This is a genomic window from Thermanaerothrix sp. (genome assembly GCA_026417795.1).
In the GTDB taxonomy this organism is placed as follows: domain Bacteria; phylum Synergistota; class Synergistia; order Synergistales; family Synergistaceae; genus Thermanaerovibrio.
On the sequence record JAOACP010000019.1, the window covers coordinates 1 to 17,921 of the forward strand.

General features: G+C 54.0%; 20 protein-coding genes. 19 read left to right on the top strand and 1 reads right to left on the bottom strand.

The window, feature by feature from the left end:
* The first annotated feature begins 243 nt into the window (after positions 1 to 243).
* Genes trmB through coaD form a run of 3 tightly spaced genes read left to right on the top strand, consistent with a single transcriptional unit; the run spans position 244 to position 2,218 of the window.
* Positions 244 to 1,203: a tRNA (guanosine(46)-N7)-methyltransferase TrmB gene (trmB, locus tag N2315_05430; GenBank protein ID MCX7828636.1), complete on the top strand. Its 960-nt coding sequence runs from the start codon at positions 244 to 246 to the stop codon at positions 1,201 to 1,203.
* Positions 1,200 to 1,724 (top strand): RsmD family RNA methyltransferase, encoded by a 525-nt coding sequence (locus tag N2315_05435; protein MCX7828637.1) that lies wholly within the window; start codon positions 1,200 to 1,202, stop codon positions 1,722 to 1,724. The genes trmB and N2315_05435 overlap by 4 nt, the downstream gene beginning before the upstream one ends.
* A complete protein-coding gene (coaD, locus tag N2315_05440) occupies positions 1,721 to 2,218 on the top strand; it encodes a pantetheine-phosphate adenylyltransferase (GenBank protein ID MCX7828638.1) in 498 nt (165 codons plus the stop codon). The genes N2315_05435 and coaD overlap by 4 nt, the downstream gene beginning before the upstream one ends.
* Here the strand turns inward: coaD and N2315_05445 are convergent.
* Positions 2,169 to 3,416, bottom strand: a complete 1,248-nt coding sequence (locus N2315_05445; protein MCX7828639.1) for a nucleotidyltransferase family protein — start codon at positions 3,414 to 3,416, stop codon at positions 2,169 to 2,171. The two genes, coaD and N2315_05445, sit on opposite strands and share 50 nt — an antisense overlap.
* 81 nt (positions 3,417 to 3,497) lie before the next feature.
* Here N2315_05445 and N2315_05450 point away from each other — a divergent pair, with 81 nt between their 5' ends.
* The 16 genes from N2315_05450 to N2315_05525 all read left to right on the top strand — a co-directional run bounded on the left by N2315_05450 (position 3,498) and on the right by N2315_05525 (position 17,887).
* Entirely contained in the window at positions 3,498 to 4,694 is a 1,197-nt protein-coding gene (locus N2315_05450; protein MCX7828640.1) for an acetate kinase, read from the top strand.
* Positions 4,695 to 5,285: 591 nt separating this feature from the next.
* Positions 5,286 to 5,480 (top strand): 50S ribosomal protein L32, encoded by a 195-nt coding sequence (rpmF, locus tag N2315_05455; protein ID MCX7828641.1) that lies wholly within the window; start codon positions 5,286 to 5,288, stop codon positions 5,478 to 5,480.
* 118 nt (positions 5,481 to 5,598) lie between these two features.
* Positions 5,599 to 6,177, top strand: coding sequence for a transcription factor FapR (gene fapR, locus N2315_05460; GenBank protein ID MCX7828642.1), 579 nt, complete (start codon positions 5,599 to 5,601; stop codon positions 6,175 to 6,177).
* Positions 6,178 to 6,197: 20 nt separating this feature from the next.
* A complete protein-coding gene (plsX, locus tag N2315_05465) occupies positions 6,198 to 7,202 on the top strand; it encodes a phosphate acyltransferase PlsX (GenBank protein MCX7828643.1) in 1,005 nt (334 codons plus the stop codon).
* Positions 7,203 to 8,207 carry a ketoacyl-ACP synthase III gene (locus tag N2315_05470; GenBank protein ID MCX7828644.1) on the top strand — a complete coding sequence of 335 codons (1,005 nt, stop codon included), beginning with the start codon at positions 7,203 to 7,205 and terminating at the stop codon, positions 8,205 to 8,207.
* A 3-nt stretch (positions 8,208 to 8,210) separates the two neighbouring features.
* Positions 8,211 to 9,206: an enoyl-[acyl-carrier-protein] reductase FabK gene (gene fabK, locus N2315_05475; protein ID MCX7828645.1), complete on the top strand. Its 996-nt coding sequence runs from the start codon at positions 8,211 to 8,213 to the stop codon at positions 9,204 to 9,206.
* 1 nt (position 9,207) lies between these two features.
* Positions 9,208 to 10,158 carry an ACP S-malonyltransferase gene (fabD, locus tag N2315_05480; protein ID MCX7828646.1) on the top strand — a complete coding sequence of 317 codons (951 nt, stop codon included), beginning with the start codon at positions 9,208 to 9,210 and terminating at the stop codon, positions 10,156 to 10,158.
* Between the two features lies 1 nt (position 10,159).
* Entirely contained in the window at positions 10,160 to 10,903 is a 744-nt protein-coding gene (fabG, locus tag N2315_05485) for a 3-oxoacyl-[acyl-carrier-protein] reductase (protein ID MCX7828647.1), read from the top strand.
* A gap of 26 nt (positions 10,904 to 10,929) precedes the next feature.
* Positions 10,930 to 11,175 carry an acyl carrier protein gene (acpP, locus tag N2315_05490; GenBank protein MCX7828648.1) on the top strand — a complete coding sequence of 82 codons (246 nt, stop codon included), beginning with the start codon at positions 10,930 to 10,932 and terminating at the stop codon, positions 11,173 to 11,175.
* Between the two features lie 117 nt (positions 11,176 to 11,292).
* Complete coding sequence (gene fabF / locus N2315_05495) at positions 11,293 to 12,531, top strand: beta-ketoacyl-ACP synthase II (protein ID MCX7828649.1); 1,239 nt, start codon at positions 11,293 to 11,295, stop codon at positions 12,529 to 12,531.
* 5 nt (positions 12,532 to 12,536) lie between these two features.
* The gene (gene rnc / locus N2315_05500; protein ID MCX7828650.1) at positions 12,537 to 13,220 is read left to right on the top strand and encodes a ribonuclease III; all 684 of its coding nucleotides are present in this window, start codon (positions 12,537 to 12,539) and stop codon (positions 13,218 to 13,220) included.
* 194 nt (positions 13,221 to 13,414) lie between these two features.
* Positions 13,415 to 13,954, top strand: coding sequence for a bifunctional pyr operon transcriptional regulator/uracil phosphoribosyltransferase PyrR (gene pyrR / locus N2315_05505; GenBank protein ID MCX7828651.1), 540 nt, complete (start codon positions 13,415 to 13,417; stop codon positions 13,952 to 13,954).
* Positions 13,941 to 14,882 (top strand): aspartate carbamoyltransferase catalytic subunit, encoded by a 942-nt coding sequence (locus N2315_05510; protein MCX7828652.1) that lies wholly within the window; start codon positions 13,941 to 13,943, stop codon positions 14,880 to 14,882. Before pyrR ends, N2315_05510 begins: the two co-directional genes overlap by 14 nt.
* Positions 14,882 to 16,168, top strand: a complete 1,287-nt coding sequence (locus N2315_05515) for a dihydroorotase (GenBank protein ID MCX7828653.1) — start codon at positions 14,882 to 14,884, stop codon at positions 16,166 to 16,168. Before N2315_05510 ends, N2315_05515 begins: the two co-directional genes overlap by 1 nt.
* Before the next feature lie 368 nt (positions 16,169 to 16,536).
* Complete coding sequence (locus N2315_05520; GenBank protein MCX7828654.1) at positions 16,537 to 16,956, top strand: hypothetical protein; 420 nt, start codon at positions 16,537 to 16,539, stop codon at positions 16,954 to 16,956.
* Complete coding sequence (locus N2315_05525) at positions 16,940 to 17,887, top strand: hypothetical protein (GenBank protein ID MCX7828655.1); 948 nt, start codon at positions 16,940 to 16,942, stop codon at positions 17,885 to 17,887. Before N2315_05520 ends, N2315_05525 begins: the two co-directional genes overlap by 17 nt.
* Positions 17,888 to 17,921: the final 34 nt, after the last annotated feature.

A 17,921-nucleotide genomic window follows, 5' to 3' on the forward strand; every position in this document is an offset into this window, starting at 1 on the left:
ATCCCTGCCTTCGTTTAGATTTTTACATGAGGCAACCCGTCTCGTTCGTTTAGATTCTTAAGAGAGGCAACATGGGGCTTGTTGTGTACATACAATAAAGTCCTAAGCCCGGTGTCCACTTGAAAGGTTGATGGCTGTGGAGAGATAATATGTAGCTATTGTTAGCTATGGGTGCGCGGGTTTTGGGGTTTAGTGGTCTTTGATGATGGACAATAGAGCTGACGTTTGGAGGCATAGGTTTGGATGAACTGGGCTTTGGGTAAGGTCATAGTTAACGCTCCCCTTGAGAAGCTTCCGATTGACCTATCATTCCCCGGGTGGGATGGTCGGGTTTTCTTGGAGATAGGTTTTGGCGACGGGGGATTTCTCGCTCACCTTGCGTCTAGGGAGAGCAGTGCGGCAGTGGTGGGCATGGAGGTTTGCCAGTGGTGTGTCACAAAGGCGGCCCGAAGGGTTCTTAGGTTGGGGCTTGATAACGTAAGAATTCTTAGGGGTGATGCCAGGTACTTGATAGGCCTTTGCTTTAAGAGGTCCAGCTTGGATGGGGTTATACTGAACTTCCCGTGTCCTTGGCCTAAGAAGAGACATGCGGAGAGGCGGGTTACAAGTCCTAGATTTGCTAAGCTTTTGTCCGAGTACTTAAAACCTGATGGCATCTTCTCGTTGGCTACGGATGTGGATTGGTATGCAATGGCTACGATGGACTTCTTTGGAGCCATGGAGGGCTTCTCGGTGGTTCAGCATCAGGTTAACCCCGTTAGAGGGTTCCTTACCAAGTACGAGAGGAAGTGGAAGGCCCAGGGAAGGGATACTTATTTGGTGGAGATCAGGTATGAAGGCGCTACCCGTCGTGGAACGCCCATGGAGGATCCTTTATATTCCGAGGAGGATTTTAATATGGAGATTGCTTTGGGGCAGCTGAGGGAAGAGGCTGCTATACATGATCTGGTTGAGGCCTTAAGGGATAAAAAGGGTGGCAAAGATGGGCATATGTTCGTTTTTAGGGATATATTCCGTGGTGGAGATGGGGTTGTATTGGTTTCTACCATAACCGTAGATGATGGATTTGAACAGCATTTTTACATCCGATTTTATCCGAAGGGCAAGGGGTACGGGGTGAAACTGGATCCCGTGGGTCATCCTTATAGGACCCCCGCTGTGCGCATGGCTTTAAAAGAAGCCGCTGGGGTATTGGAGCGTTGAGATCTAGGAGGGTCAATGGATCGAAGCCTTCCGTTGACGGGCCTGCGAGACCCACGTCCGGGAAGGTCATACAGGCGCTTTTCAACATATTGGGCCCATTGGATGGTCTTAGGTTTTTAGACTTGTTCTCCGGGTCGGGCCGGGTGGCCAGAAGGGCATCGGAGATGGGAGCCAAAGTTACTGCCGTTGATATCAATGGCCGCTATTGCAGGGAGATATCCGGCTGCGGATGGGAAATTCGTGTGGTTAAGGGTGATGTCCGCCGCTTTATTCAAAGGGCTGCAAGGGATGGGGATAGTTACCACGTGGTGTTTGCGGACCCACCATATTGTATGGGTTGGGTGGGAGAGCTGATGGATCTTTTCTCTGCCAACAGATCCATAATAAAAACCGGTGGAACCTTGATCCTGGAACACAGCGTGAGGGAGCCCTTGCCGGAGGATGTCGTTCGAGATGACCGAGTATATGGGGAGACGGTGCTTTCCTTTTTTTGGCGCTGGGAAGGGGGTGACGGGGATTGATAAGGGCGGTGTATCCAGGTTCTTTTGACCCCATAACTAATGGCCATGTCTACATAGCGGAGAGGGCGGCGGCTCTTTTTGACGAGCTCGTGGTTGCGGTGCTCCATAACCCGCAGAAGAGGGCAACTTTTAGCGTGGAGGAGAGGCAGATGATGGCAAGGGAGGCCCTTAGCCATCTTCCGTCGGTTAAAGTGGATGCGTTTGAGGGGCTGCTGGTGGATTTCATGAGGCGTAAGCGAAGCAGGATAATCATACGAGGGTTGCGTGCCCTTTCTGACTTTGAGTATGAGTTCCAGCTGGCCCAAATGAATCGTCAGCTGGCCCCGGAGATAGAGACCATGTTCATCGTAACCGACGCGCAGTATTCATATCTGTCCAGCCGGGGAGTGAAGGAGGTATATAGCTTCGGGGGCTCCATACAGGACATGGTGCCCCCGGGTGTGTTCAGGAGGATGAGGGAGAGGATCCCCCCGGTTGATTTTCGCAAGTCGTAATGATCCGGCGGCTTCGGAAGGAGCTGACATCTCCTCCGGCCAGTATCTCCCATAGCTGACAGGCTCTTTCCTCCATTTTAAGCAGCTCCCTGGAGTAATGATCCCTTGGAGATGTGAAGCGGGATATCACTGGAAGTTTGGCGGACTCCCTCATGCGCCTGAGCAATGCCTTCCCAATGGGGCTCATGCCTAGGACGCCTATCCATGAGGGGCCCAGCCTTTGAGCCGCTCGATTAAACCAGTGGCTGTATCCAAGCAGAAGGTGGCAGCATAGTCGTTGTATCCTGCTCCTTGGGTATCGGCGGCTTACCGTCCTGTCCAGGAATTCGTCATAGCTTTGTGCCCTGGCGGCCCACCTTTTCAAGTTGTTCTCAAGCCCCTCGGACATCTCGGCGGATAGGGAGATTTCTTCCGTGGAAGAACTTAGTATTTTCCAGCGTAGCAAATTCCACCAAGTAGGGGCCTCCCGTTGAACGATCCGCCCTTTTTGTGACTCTCGTTCAAGTATTTCGCGGCAGAAATCAGGAAGGCCCTCCAATGCCCTTCCTTTTTCGCCGGACGCCCATAGGGTCCTTATGGCGGTGGCGCTGGGGATGTCGCAGAAGTCCTTTTGGTTATATGCTGCTCCTATGCGCCTTATGGGGAAGGTCTTTATCGGCAGCCCGCGGGACATTATCCTGATCTTATACGCTAGGGCGAGGAGGTTGTTGGACCCCTTCAGAAACGTCCCAAGTCCTGTCTCTATCTCATCCAATGCCCTGGTCCTGGCTTCAACGAAAGAGAACCCCTGCTCCAGCCATTTCCTAAGGCTGAGCTTGAAGGCAGGGGGTTCCTGTATTAATATGGAGCCGGCTTTTTCAAGGAGATCGCTGGGGTCTTCCATTCCAAAGGACATATGGGTAACCAGTCCGGTAGCCCATAGTATGTCCACGGCGGCGGAAGCGAAGACCTGTGCTTGATGGCACGAGAAGGGGGTTGGCAGATCCAATATGAGGTCCGCCCCGGCTTCAAGCGCCGCCTCCGCCCGGCTCCACTTGTCAAGGAATGCGGGTTCGCCCCGTTGGACGAAATTGGAGGACAACACCACCACTATGGGGCAGTTGGGGAAGGCCTCCCGCGTTCTGTCCAGGTGGTACTTGTGTCCCTTGTGTAATGGGTTATATTCTGCAACTATCCCGATTATGGGGGTATTATACAAACCAGGTCACCTCCCGGCGTTGGCTGGGTAAGGATAGTTTCCGCCGGGTTGGGTAGTCAAGTGGAGGGAGGCTGGATTTTTGTGAAGGTCTTGGTTTTGAACTGCGGGAGTTCTTCTTTGAAGTATCAGCTCATCGACATGTCCGATGAGACCCTTCTGGCTAAGGGGTTGGTGGAGAGGATCGGAATCCACGGATCCAGGATAAAGCATGTGAAGGTGGGGATGGATCCGGTGGTTAAGGAGACTGACATTCCCAACCATGACGTTGCGGTGAGGCTGGTTATAGATGCCCTGCTTGATTCGTCTCACGGGGTGCTCAAGGATCTTTCTGAGCTATCCGCTGCGGGCCACCGGGTGGTCCACGGGGGCGAGAAGTTTACCCGCTCGGTGCTTGTGGATGACGAGGTTATTAGGGGTATTGAAGAGGTGATTCCCTTGGCGCCTCTTCACAACCCCGCCAACCTCATGGGGATAAGGGCTGTGATGAATGCGCTGCCCGGTTTGCCCAATGTGGCGGTCTTTGATACCGCCTTTCATCAGACCATGCCTCCGCAGGCCTATATGTACGGTATCCCTTATGAGCATTACCAGGTGGATAGGGTTCGCCGTTACGGCTTCCATGGCACCAGTCATTTCTATGTGGCCCACCGGGTTGCCCAGGTGATGAACAGGCCTATAGAGGAACTCAAGATAGTTACCTGCCACCTTGGCAACGGCAGTTCGATAACCGCGGTGGATGGAGGCAAGAGCGTGGACACCAGCCTTGGTTATGGAACCACGGAGGGAATTCTCATGGGTACCAGGTCCGGTAACCTGGATCCCTCGGTGATGATATATCTGATGGAGAAGTATGGGGATGCAAAGACGGTGAGTGATGTGGTTCACAAGAAGAGCGGCGTTTGTGCCATAAGCGGCATCTCCAGCGATATGAGGGACGTGGAGGAGGCCATGGAGAAGGGGGACCAGCGGGCCAAGCTGGCCTTCGACATGTTGTGCTATGGCATAAGAAAGTACATAGGCGCCTATGCTGCGGCTATGGGCGGATTAGATGCCATTGTGTTTACCGCCGGCATAGGGGAGAACAGCGACCTGGTTAGGGAAGAGGTCTGTAGGCACCTGGAGTTCCTGGGTGTTAAGTTCGATCCATCGAAGAATAAAGTGCGCGGCAAGGAGGCAGAGTTGAGCACCCCTGATTCAAGAGTTAAGGTCTTTGTGATACCCACCAACGAGGAGCTGGTCATAGCAAGGGACACCAAGGAGTTGGTGACCAGGGGATAAATGGTCATGGATAAGCCTTTCCCCGTTGATTGGCAGAAAGAGATCCCCCTAAGCTCAATCCCCCAAGACGGAGCGGATCTGGAACAGCGGATTTCTCTTTCGATTGACGATGATCGCTTGGGCTATTGGTTCCCAGGCGGATTGGATTTTGTCGTTAGAGCTAACCGAGCCCCAGGGGGAGTGGTGTTAAGGGTCTCTTTTAAGTGCGAGCTGGCGGGCCAATGTGCCCGTTGTCTTGAGGATGCCATGGCAACTCTTGAGGGGGAGGACGTTTTCTTTATCTCTGTGGGCGGAGGGAATGCCTCAGAGATGGGGGTAGAGGGCTTCCAAGAAGAGGACTTTTGGTGTAATCTAGATTCTTGGTCTGACAGAATTGATTTGGTCCCCATGCTTTGGGAGGTTCTTGCCTCCTCCATCCCTTCCAGGTTGGTTTGCAGGGAGGGGTGTCTAGGGCTTTGTCCTAATTGTGGCGCCAATCTCAACGATGGTCCGTGTGGCTGTGGTGGTGTCGGAACGGATCCTCGTTTGGATGCCCTGAGGCTTAAGCTCCAGGAGTTTGGGGAAGAAAAATGACGAAGGGGGTGTTTTTCTATGGCTACGCCAAAGAGGCGCGTTTCCCACTCTAGGACTCACAACAGGAAGGCCCATTGGCTTGGGGCTCTGGAGGTTCCCAGTCTCACCACCTGTTCGCACTGCGGGGAAACCATTCAGACCTACAGGGCTTGCCCTGCCTGTGGATACTACAGGGGCAGACAGGTGGTTAAGGTTTCCGAGGAGAAGGAGTAAATATAGCTGGATCTTCATCCTTTCATCCTCGCTCGCCCTTGCCTATTGACGGCATGGGCGAGTTTTTTTATACTGTCAGGCATTCTGAGTAGTTATTAGCACCAGATGCTAAGAGGAAGTGATTCCAACGAGGTCCGACCATCGCAAGAACAGGCATAAGGTCCTTATGGACCTCATAAAGTCTAATCCTCTTTTGACCGACGAAGAGCTTGCGGATAGGCTGAAGGTCAGCATAAGCACCGTTAGGCTTGACCGGGTCATATTGGGTATACCTGAGCTTCGGGAGAGGATGCGGCTGATGGCGGAGGCGGCGGGTAGCAGGCTTAGATCTCTTACCAGGGATGAGGTGGTTGGGGATCTCCTTGAGCTTGAGCCCAATGTGGGGGCACTTTCGATGCTGGAAGCCGCTCCGGATATGGCTTTTAGGGGTACCGATAGGATATGGGATCACTTTATATATGCCCAGGCCAGCACGTTAGCCATGGCCACCATAGGGGCGGAGATGGTGATAACCGGCAGCGCAAGAATAAGGTACAGGTATCCTGCGGTGGTGGGGGATAGGCTTTTGGCCAGGTCTAAAGTGGGTATTCATAAGGGCAACAAATATGTGGTAAGCGTTAGGACAAGGGTTAAAGACCGTGAGATATTCGTCGGGCGTTTTATAGTGGTTAGCTTAGATCAAGAGAACGGTCTTTAGATCCTGAGGGAGGATTGCGGATGATTTTGGCTGTGGATGCCATGGGGGGAGACAGGGCGCCTTTCGAACCTTGCAGGGGGGCGATTATGGCATGTCAGATGGATTCGTCCCTTCAGATTGCCCTGGTGGGAGATGCATCTAAGATATCTCCCCTTTTGGAGGAAGCCCCTGCGGGTGTCAGAAGCAGGGTCCATTTGGTTCACGCCGACGAGTTTATCTCCATGGATGACTCTCCGTCGGTTTCAATAAGAAAGAAGCGGAACTCCAGCATGAGGTTGGCCATGGAGATGGTGCGTTCCAAAGAGGCGGAGGCGGTTATATCTGCGGGCAACACCGGCGCCATCGTGGCGGGCGGAATACTGGTTTTGGGTAGGATACCGGGTATAGACAGGCCTGGCCTTGGAGTTCCAATAGCCACTTTGTCATCCAGGGTGAGCCTCCTTTTGGATGTGGGGGCCACTGTTCGGTGCAAACCTGTAAACCTGGCGCAGTTCGCGCTTATGGGGTCCATATACATGCGTTCTCTTGTAGGGGTATCGGATCCGTCGGTTGCCCTCCTCTCCAATGGGGAGGAGGACATAAAGGGTGATGACGTGATTCTCCAGGCCAGGGAGATGCTGAAGGCAAGTTCTCTGAACTTTGTGGGCTATGTGGAGGGTAAGGATGTGCCATTGGGGACCACCGATGTGGTGGTTTGCGATGGTTACACTGGCAACGTGTTGCTTAAATTTGGCGAGGGCCTGGGGGAGGGTGTTATGAACCTCATGAAGGAGGAGATATCGAAGAGCTTCCTCCCCAAGGTGGGGCTCCTTTTCATGATGCCAATGCTTAAGAAGCTGCACTATCGATTTGATTACGAAAGGCATGGCGGTACTCCCCTCCTTGGGGTTAGAGGAACCGTCATAAAGGCTCACGGAAGATCCAGGGCCAAGGCCATATGTAATGCTCTGATGGTGGCCAGGGACTTCGTAGCTAAGCGCGGTGTCCAGACTATAGAGGACGAACTTGCCAAGGGGGGAATATAGATGCCTAAGTTGTGTGGCTTTGAGGTGGCGGTGCTTGGCACTGGCATGGCGGTGCCAGGCAAGGTGGTCACCAACCAGGATCTTGAGAAGATGGTAGATACCTCTGACCAGTGGATAGTGGAGAGGACCGGAATAAGGACCAGGTATGTGGCGGAGGAGGGTGTTTTAACCTCCGATATATCTGAAGAGGCTTCTAAAATGGCCCTAGAAAGGGCTGGGATATCTGCCGAGGATTTGGATCTTATACTGGTTGGGACCAATTCTCCCGATACGCTCTTCCCCTCCGTGGCGGCCAAGTTGCAGGGGCGTCTTGGGGCCCTTCGGGCCGGAGCTGCGGACGTGCAGTCCGGTTGTACCGGATCTTTGTATGCCATGGCCATGGGGGCATCCTTTATAGCGTCCGGTGTGTTTAGGTACGTGCTGGTGGTGGGGGCGGAGGTCCCCTCCAAGGTGGTTGACTGGACTGACCGTAACACCTGTGTCCTCTTCGGTGACGGAGCTGGGGCTGTGGTTTTGGGCCCCGCCAAGGAAGAAGGACTGTCCGGCCGGGTCCTTGGATTTTCTTTAAGGGCCGATGGAACTAAGCACGATCTTATAACCCTTATGGGTGGTCTTGTGGAGCACCCCGCATCCCGTGAAACGCTGGACCAGGGGCTTCACTACGTCAAAATGAAGGGTAACGACGTGTTCAAGTTCGTAAATCGCGAGATACCGCCGTTCCTTGACGGTTTCCTAAGGGAGATGGGAATAATCCCAGAAGATGTGTCGAGCTGGGTTTTCCATCAGGCAAATTGGAGGATAATGGAAGGGGTACTGAAGCGTCTTGGGGTTCCAGAGGACCGGGCGGTGGTGAACCTGGATAGGTATGGCAACACCTCCTGTGCCTCTATAATGATGGCCCTTCACGAGGCGATTGATTCGGAGCGTATTCGCAAGGGGGATAAGGTGCTTGTTTCCTCCTTTGGGGCTGGTATGACCTATGGGGCCATGTTGCTGGAGTTTTAGGAGGTGGCAGTTAGGTTGAGGTCGTTGCCTAACAGGATCATAGAACTTACGGGAATAAGGTATCCGGTGTTCCAGGGTGGGATGGCTTGGGTTGCGGACGCTCAGCTGGCTGCGGCGGTTAGCAACGCAGGTGGCCTTGGGATAATTGCTGCGGCTAACATGCCTCCTGAGTTGTTGGACCGGGAACTCAATCGGGTTCGGGAACTGACGGATCGTCCCTTTGGTCTCAACATTATGTTGTTGTCCCCCACCGCGGACGACGTGATTGAGATAGCCGCGGCCCACAGGGTGTCGGTTATAACCACTGGGGCGGGTAAGCCCGGGAAGGTTATAGAGCGGCTTAAGCCTTTGGGGGCGAAGATCATACCGGTTGTAGCATCGGTGGCCCATGCAAGGCGGGTTGAGCAGCAGGGGGCTGATGCTGTTATAGCCGAGGGTATGGAGTCTGGGGGGCACATAGGGGAGATATCCACATTTGCCCTGGTGCCTCAAGTGGTGGATGCAGTATCCATCCCAGTTATAGCCGCCGGCGGCATAGCCGACGGCCGGGGGGTTGCCGCCGCTTTCGCGTTGGGGGCAGAGGGAGTCCAGATGGGGACCAGGTTTGTTTGTGTTAGGGAGTGTTCGGCCCACCAAAGATACAAGGAGATGATCCTAAAGGCAGGAGATAGGAGTACCGTGGTTACCGGCCGTTCTACGGGGCATCCTGTAAGGTGCATAAAAAACAAGTTCTCCGTCAAGTTTGAGGAGATGGAAAGAAATGGGGCTTCCATTGAGGAGCTGGAGGCCTTTGGCTCCGGTCGGCTTAGAGCTGCGGTGGTTGAGGGGGATGTGGAATGGGGATCGGTTATGTCTGGCCAGTGCGCAGGTATGATTGATGATATCCCAAGTGCCGCCGAGGTCATAAGAAGTATATTTGCTCAAGCCGCCGATGTGTCGGAGGGGCTGGGTGCTTTGGGGGGCTTTTTTAGGTCCCTCTGTTTGGAGGAGGGTAGGTAGGATGAGCGATTACGCGTTGATTTTCCCTGGCCAGGGAGCCCAAGAGGTAGGAATGGGTCGGGACTTTTACGAGTCTTACCCCGCTGCTAGGAGGGTCTTTGAGGAGGCGGATTCCGCGCTGGGGTTCCCCCTTTCGGATGTAATATTTTCTGGCCCTGAGGAGGAGTTAAGGAAGACCGCCTTAACCCAGCCGGCCATATTGACGGTTTCCTTGGCGATTTTGGCAGCCCTGAGGGATGACAAGGGCATTGAATTGTCTCCCGCTTTTGTGGCGGGTCATAGCCTTGGGGAGTACACCGCTTTGGCGGCCTCCAGGGCCATATCTGTGGCGGATGCGGTGAAGCTTGTGCACCTCAGGGGGAGTAAGATGCAGGAGGCGGTCCCCTTGGGCAAGGGAGCCATGGTGGCGGTTCTTGGCCTTGAGGGGGATGCGGTGAGGGAAGTTTGTTCCCGGGCGTCTTCTAATGGGGTGTGCGAGATGGCCAACTACAATGCTCCGGGACAGATAGTGATCTCCGGAGAGGCTGAGGCCGTGGATTTGGCGGCTCAGATGGCAAGGGAAGCTGGAGCCTCCAAGGTAATCCCGTTGAAGGTAAGCGCCCCTTTCCACTGTTCTCTTATGAGGCCCGTGGCGGATGCTTTGAGGGAGGCCTTTGGATCCGTCAGTTGGTCCGCTCCGTCCTTCCCGCTGGTTTCAAACGTGGATGCCCAGCCAAGGGAGGATATAGAGGGGATAAAAGATCGGCTTCTTGAGCAGACGTACTCTCCGGTTCTTTGGTTGGACAGCGTAAGGGCCATGGCGGATAGAGGGGTCCAGCGCTTCGTTGAAATAGGACCCGGCAATGTGCTTACCGGTCTTGTCAAACGTTGTGTAAAGGGCGTTAAGGGTATGAGCGTGTCCAAGGTTCAGGATTTGGATGGTTTGCTTGATTTTATAGGGGAGGGCCACTAGAATGACTTCGCATCGTAAGGTGGCCCTCGTGACCGGCGCCAGCAGGGGTATAGGCAGGGCTGTGGCGCTTCGCCTGGCCAGTGACGGTTTTAGGGTTGCGATTAATTATAACTCTTCGGAGGATAAGGCGGCGGAGGTCCGTGATCTAGTCCGCCAGGTGGGCGGAGAGGCAGAGATATTCAGGGCCGATGTAAGTGACGCATCTTCCGTCGCGTCCATGTTTGAACAGGTGGAGTCCAGCATGGGCCCCGTGGAGGTTCTTGTTAACAACGCGGGGATCACCAGGGATGGCCTTATCATGAGGATGAAGGATTGCGACTGGGACGAGGTTATAAGGACGAACCTTACATCTGCGTTTCTGTGCGTCAGGCAGGCTCTTCGTGGAATGACCAAGGCTAGATGGGGCAGGATCATAAACGTGAGTTCCGTGGTTGGCCTCATGGGTAACGCAGGACAAGCTAACTACTCCGCGGCTAAGGCGGGGTTGATTGGGTTTACCAAGAGCTTGGCCAGGGAGGTGGCTAGCCGGGGGATCACTGCTAACGTGGTGGCTCCTGGGTATATAGACACCGATATGACCAGGGTTCTTGGTGATTCGGTCAGGGAGGCCCTTAAGGGGCAGATACCTCTTGGCCGGGTGGGTACTCCGGAGGACGTGGCAGAGCTTATTGCCTTTTTAGCTTCCGAGGGTGCCTCTTACATCACCGGACAGGTGATAGCCGTTGATGGTGGAATGACCATGTAGCCTGGAAGGAGGTGAATGGAATGCAGATGGAGGAGCTTATGTCTCGTTTGAAGGAGATAGTGGTGGATCGCCTTAACGTGGAGGAGGATCAGATAAAGCCTGAGGCTTCCTTTGTGGAGGACCTTGGGGCGGACTCCCTCGACATCGTGGAGCTTATCATGGGTATTGAGGAGGAGTTCGACATCGAGATCCCCGACGAGGATGCGGAGAAGCTTGCCACGGTTGGTGATGCCATCAACTACGTGAAGAGCAAGCTGGGGGTCGAGGAGTAGTTGCGTTTTCAGGGGGATGGACCTTCCCATCCCCCATATGTTTAGAATTTCGATATCGCTGATGGATTTTTAAGCTGCGGAAATGATAAAACCCTCAATACAAGGGAGTGACCTGGTTTGAGAAGAGTCGTCGTCACGGGCCTCGGAGTCGTAAGCCCCATAGGACTTGGCCGAGAGACCTATTGGCGTGCCCTGGAGGAGGGCCGCAGCGGTGTTGGCACCATCTCTCTCTTCGATGCTACCGATTATGCGGTCAAGATAGCCGCTGAGGTCAAGGATTTTAACCCTGAAGATTGGATGGATAAGAAGGAGGCCCGCAGAGCGGACCGGGTCATCCACTTCGTCACCGCTGCCGCCGCCATGGCGGTTAAAGATGCACAGCTGGATGTGCATAAGATAGATCCCTACCGCTTTGGAGTTTATATAGGAAGCGGTGAGGGGGGTATAAACACCACCAACGAAAACTATGGGATACTCCGGGATAAGGGACCGTCCCGCGTGAGTCCCTTCTTCGTGCCAATGATGCTGAGCAACATGCCAGCCGCTTACGTGGCCATAACCTATGGTGCCAAGGGTCCCAACATGGCGGTGGTAACCGCCTGCGCTTCTGCTACGCACAGCATGGGAGAGGCCTATGAGACCATCTTGCGTGGCGATGCGGATGTGATGATAACCGGAGGGGCAGAGGCGGCCATAACGCCCATAGCGGTGGCGGGTTTTGCGGCGTTGAAGGCCTTGTCTACCCGTAATGATGAGCCTCGGCGGGCTTCAAGGCCCTTTGACATGGAGAGGGACGGGTTTGTCATGGGTGAAGGGGCCGGGATCCTCATATTTGAGGAGTTGGAGCACGCCCTTAATAGGGGGGCTAACATAATAGCTGAGGTAGTGGGATATGGTAATACCTGCGACGCCTACCATATCACCGCTCCGGATCCGGAGGGCGACGGTCCCAGGAGGGCAATGGAGATGGCGCTTCGTAAGGCTGGACTCAAGCCCGATGAAGTGGACCTCATAAATGCCCATGGTACCTCCACCCCATTGAACGATAAGATGGAGAGCGCCGCCATTAGGTCTGTGTTTGGGGAGCATGCTAATGATCTTCTAGTGAACTCCACCAAGTCGATGATAGGTCACGGCTTGGGTGCCGCTGGAGCTCTTGAGACCATAGCGGCCTTGCAGTCCATAGTAGAAGGCGTAGTGCACCCAACCTTGAACTATGAGAATCCCGATCCCGAGTGCAACGTGAACGTGGTGGGGCCCAAGGCGGTTAGGAAGGATGTCCGCTGTATATTGGTGAATAACTTTGGTTTTGGCGGCCACAACGCCGTATTGGCGCTCAAAAAGTATGAGGGGTAGCTCTCATGAGGGATTCCCAGGATCTTGAGGGATCGATCGAGGTTCTGCAAAGGCTGGTTGGGTATCGGTTCTCCGATACCCAACTTTTAATTGAAGCCCTTACGCACTCTTCTTTTGCTAATGAGTACTCCCTGGGCTACTGTAACGAGAGGCTGGAGTTTCTTGGGGACTCGGTTATAGGGCTTTGCGTGGCGGAGGAGCTGTTTGTTAAGTATCCCTCGGAGAGGGAAGGGCGTCTTACTAAGATGAGGGCCAGGGTGGTGTGCTGTGAGGCCCTGGCTGATGCGGCCAGGGCTGCAGGGTTCGCCGCCTATCTTCGGCTGGGCAAGGCCCTTAAAAATAGGGCCACGGACAGCATTTTGGCCGATGCATTTGAGGCTTTGATCGGAGCTGTGTACCTGGATGGGGGCATAGAACGGGCCAGGGAAGTAGTTTTGAGGTTCATCCCCCTGGATGTTGACGTCGATGTCTCTGATCCAAAGTCGGCCCTTCAGGAAATGCTTCAGCATCAAGGGCTTGGGGCGCCAAAGTATAAGCTGGAGGGTACCTATGGCCCGCCCCATGATGCAACTTTTTGGGTATCTGTATGGTGTGCAGATGATCTCCTTGGCAGGGGTAGGGGCAAAACACGGAAGGAAGCGGAAGCTTCGGCGGCTTCGGAGGCCCTTTCCAAGTTGGCCAAGAAATGATCTATGCAACCGGTTGCATAAAAGTTTGGGTTGCTGTAAACTATCCCCCGAAGAGCCTTTAAGAGGGTCCAGAGAGGCCCCAAGGCTGGGGGGTGTTGTGGCGTGCTTAGTTTATCTTCTCTTGTGGTAACAGGGGGAGCGCTGGATTGTCCAGCGATCCCCCATTTTTTTATGCCTTCCGGGGGTGATATTAAGTGAGGGTAAAGGCCAAATTGATGGATCGGGATGACATGGAGCGGGCCCTCAAACGAATGGCCCACGAGGTGGTGGAGGATTCCAAGGGGTTGGATGGGCTTATGCTTGTTGGAATCCAAAGGCGGGGGGTTTACCTTGCAAGGCGCCTTAGGGATCTTATCCTTCAGTTTGAGGCGGTTAAAGTGCCTTGCGGGGAGTTGGACATAACCCTATACAGGGATGATCTCACCATGTTAAGTGATCAGCCGATAGTGCGAAGCACCTCCATGCCCGAGGATGTGACGGGGAAGAAGATGGTTTTGGTGGACGACGTTATATACACCGGCAGAACGGTGAGGTCTGCTTTGGATGCGGTGATGGACCTCGGTCGTCCCGGCAGGATAAGGCTTGCGGTGTTGGTTGACAGGGGGCATCGAGAATTGCCGATACAGCCTGATTTCGTCGGTAAGAACGTACCTACATCGAAGAACGAGGTCGTAGAAGTGATGCTTACCGAGGTGGACGGGAAGGACGAGGTGATAATAAGTGAGCGGGACTAGTTTTAGGTGGACCAAAAGGCATGTCCTTGATGTGGAAGGCTGGAGCCGTGAAGAGATATTGATGCTTATGGAGCAGGCCCGCCATATGGAGGATCTTATGGGGCGTCCCATAAAGAAGGTTCCAGCCCTTAGGGGTAAATTGGCGGTTAACCTTTTCTTTGAGAATTCCACCAGGACCAGGGTGTCATTCGAGCTTGCAGAAAAGATGTTATCCGCAGATGTGGTCAATTGGTCCAGCTCGGGTTCCAGCACTGCAAAGGGTGAGACATTGAGGGATACCGCTTGGACCTTGGAGGCCATGGGGGCGGATATAGTTGTGATAAGGCACAGCGCAGTGGGAGCAGCTCAATATCTGGCTAAAAAACTAAAACGAGCGGTGGTGATGAATGCAGGAGATGGCGCTCATGCGCATCCCACCCAGTGTCTTCTGGATCTGTACACCGCATGGAAGCATCTTGGGGACCTAGGGGGCCGCAAGGTGGCAATAGTGGGAGATGTGGAACATAGTAGGGTGGCCAGGAGCGATATCATAGGCTTCAACACCATGGGGTGTCAGGTGGTGTTGTCAGGACCTTCGACTCTCATGCCATATCAGGTGGGGCACCTCAACGTTACCTACGAAAGGGATGTGAGAAAGGCCATAGAGGGAGCCCACGTGATCTACCTGTTAAGGATACAGCGGGAGAGGCAAAGGGATGGTCTGTTCCCCTCCGTAGATGAGTACCACCGGTTTTGGGGCGCCACAGAGGAACTGATCGCTAACGTCTCCAGGGATGTGCTGGTTATGCATCCTGGGCCGATCAACAGGGGAGTTGAAATAGAGAGCTCCGTGGCGGATGGGGAAAACAGCGTGATATTGGAGCAGGTTCGAAGCGGAGTGGCCGTTAGGATGGCTCTTTTGTACCTTTGTGCTGGGGGTGCTGCGTGATGGGCCTTTTGCTTAAAAACGCTAAAGTTTTTGACGGTAACGATATACAGGAAGGGCTTTACCATCTGGTTATAGACGGCGATATGGTGGCGGCGGTATTGAAGGATATGCCGGTCGACTTTAACGGCCAGGTGGAGGACCTTGATGGGAAGCTGTTGAGCCCGGGCTTCGTTGATATTCACTGTCATCTTAGGGAGCCTGGTTTTGAATGGAGGGAAGATTTAAGTTCCGGCTCGAAGGCGGCTTGCGCTGGAGGATTTACTGACGTGGTGGCCATGCCGAACACGGATCCACCGGTTGATGACGCTTTCCTGGTGGAGCATATGGCCATGAAGGGTGCGCTGTTGGATGGCGCTAGGGTCTTCCCCGCCGGTTGTGTCAGCAAGGGCCGGAAGGGGGAAGAAATGGCGGAGCTGCTTAAGATGGCCGAGGCCGGCGCGGTGCTGTTTACCGATGATGGGGCCCCTGTTAAAAGTTCCTCTCTGCTTAGGCTCGCTTTGATCTATCTTAAGAGAACCGGCATAAGGGTTATGGAGCACCCTGAGGATACATCCCTTTCGTCGGGTGGCCATGTGCATGAAGGCAAGGTGAGCTGTCTTAGTGGCCTTAAGGGTATTCCCTCTGTATCTGAGGAGCTAGGGGTCATGAGGGCCATAGAGATTGCCAGGAACACGGGAGGATCGATACACCTCACTCACATCAGCACCGCCAGGTCCGTTGAGATTATAAGGAGGGCCAAAGAAGAGGGCGTTGATGTGACTTGCGATGTTACTCCCCATCACCTAACGTTCTGCGAAGATGATGTGATAGCCTCTGGTTATGATGCGGTGTTTAAGGTCAACCCGCCGCTTAGGTCCATAGAGGATAGGGAAGCTTTGTGGCGTGGACTTATGGATGGTACGGTGGATGTGATAGCCACCGATCACGCACCGTGGCATCTTGACGAGAAGGATCTACCCTTCCAGGAAGCATCGTTTGGTATAGCCTCCCTGGAGTGTGCGGCGGCGGCGGTTCTGGATGGTGCTGTCCGCCGAGGTATACCAATGGGAACGGTTCTTACTGCGATGAGCATGGCGCCTAGGAGGATAATCAACCATAGCTTGCCAGGCCTTGAGGTTGGGGCAAGGGCGGACCTTACCGTTTTGGACCTTGATAAGGTGGGTAAGGTTTCCTGCTCTTCCTGGGTGAGCAAGTGCAAGTTTGGCCCTTGGGATGGAGTAGTCTTAAAGGGATGGCCTGTAATGACCTTGGTTGGCGGACGTATCGCCTGGAGGTCTCAAGATTAATGGGCTGCTCCTTTGCGACCATCCCTTGTTCCTTGGTTTGTAAGCAAGTTTTTGGAGACCTGGGTGGTTTGCTTATGGTAAGGCCTCATGAAACTGTGCGATGGAGGCCTGGACAATTTGCCATGCTCTTTCCATCGGAATCCATGGATCCCTTGTTAGGCAGGCCCTTGGGTATAGCCGCAGAGATCGATGGCAACCTCCTTTTCCTCTGTCAGCGGGTAGGGCGTGGCACAGGTATTTTGCTTGACATGCCGGTTGGAGGGACCCTCCGAATAAATGCACCCCTTGGAAGTCCTATCGATGTGACAGGAGGTAGAGAGCCGCTAACACTGCTGGGGGGTGGGTTTGGCATAGCCTCTTTACTTTCGGTGCCGAGGATTTTTGAAACTGATGTCATAATATGGGCTTTCAGGGGGGGCAAGGAATGGGGGGAGTTGGTCAGAGCTTGTCTTGACCTGATCCCTATGCCTAGGAGCTCCAAGGTTCTTTTAGCCACTGAGGATGGCAGCATGGGTTTTAGGGGTAACGGGATTGATGCCATGGCCTCCCTGGACTTGCGTGGTGGTGCCGTGGTCGCCTGCGGCCCCTCTGGGATGCTGAAGGGGGTCCTCATGGAATCTAGGCAGCGGGGGTTTATGGCATTGCTTGGCATAGAGAAACGCATGGCCTGTGGGTTTGGCGGATGTCTTGGGTGCTCCATAGACTTGAAGGGCAACAGAAGGGCCAGGGTTTGTAAGGAAGGGCCGTTTTTCTCAGGGGAGGATATCGTTGATGACGAAATCCTTTGATCTTTTAGGGTCAAGTTCGGTTAGCGTGAAGGTTACACCCTTAGGGCTTAAATCTCCCCTGGTGGCGGCTTCTGGAATAATTCCCATGGATCCAGATGTCTGGAACTCCATCGAGGGATGTGATCTTATTTGTACCAAGGGCATTACGCTATTCCCAAGAAGGGGCAATGGGGGCCATAGACTTTGGGAAACCTCGTCTGGGCTGCTTAACAGCATAGGCCTTGAGAATCCAGGGCTCCAGGATTTCCTGGATTGCCTGCCGGAGCTCGCCGGGACGGGTAAGAAGGTGGCCTTAAATATGGCCTTCTCATCTACGGACGAGATAAAAAGCGCAGTAGATTTAGTTTGCAAAAGAAAGTTAAATCATTTGATCTCGGTTTTGGAGCTTAATCTGTCGTGTCCCAACGTGGAGGATGAGGGATCCATTTGGGGAGAGGATCCTGAACGAACCTTTGAGGCGGTGAAAACCGCCAGGGATGTTTGGGATGGGGTTATATGGGCTAAGCTTACACCTCAAGCGAGGGATATCGAACGGGTGGCTGTCTCTGCGGTGGAGGCAGGGGCTGATGGATTGGTGGTGGCTAACACTTGGTTGGGGGCCGCGGTGGATATAAAGCGGGGGTTGCCCGTTTTTAATAGGGTCTTTGCAGGTCTCTCTGGGCCTGCGGTGTTTCCCCTCACGATGAGGCTTCTCTTTAAACTCTACGGAAAGGTTCCGGTACCCCTTATTGCATGTGGCGGCATATGCTTTGCGGAGGATGTCCTGGGGGCCCTTATGGCCGGTGCCTCTGCGGTTGAGATTGGGACATGCCTCTTCAGGGACGTAAGGATATCTAGGAAGATCTTGGAGGATGTAAAGCTGTTCCTTGAGAGCAGATCTATCGGTTCTTTGGACGAACTAGTGGGGGTGGCCCACCGGGGAGGATTCTAGTTAGCCAGTTAAGAAATCGGATTTTAAATTGGGC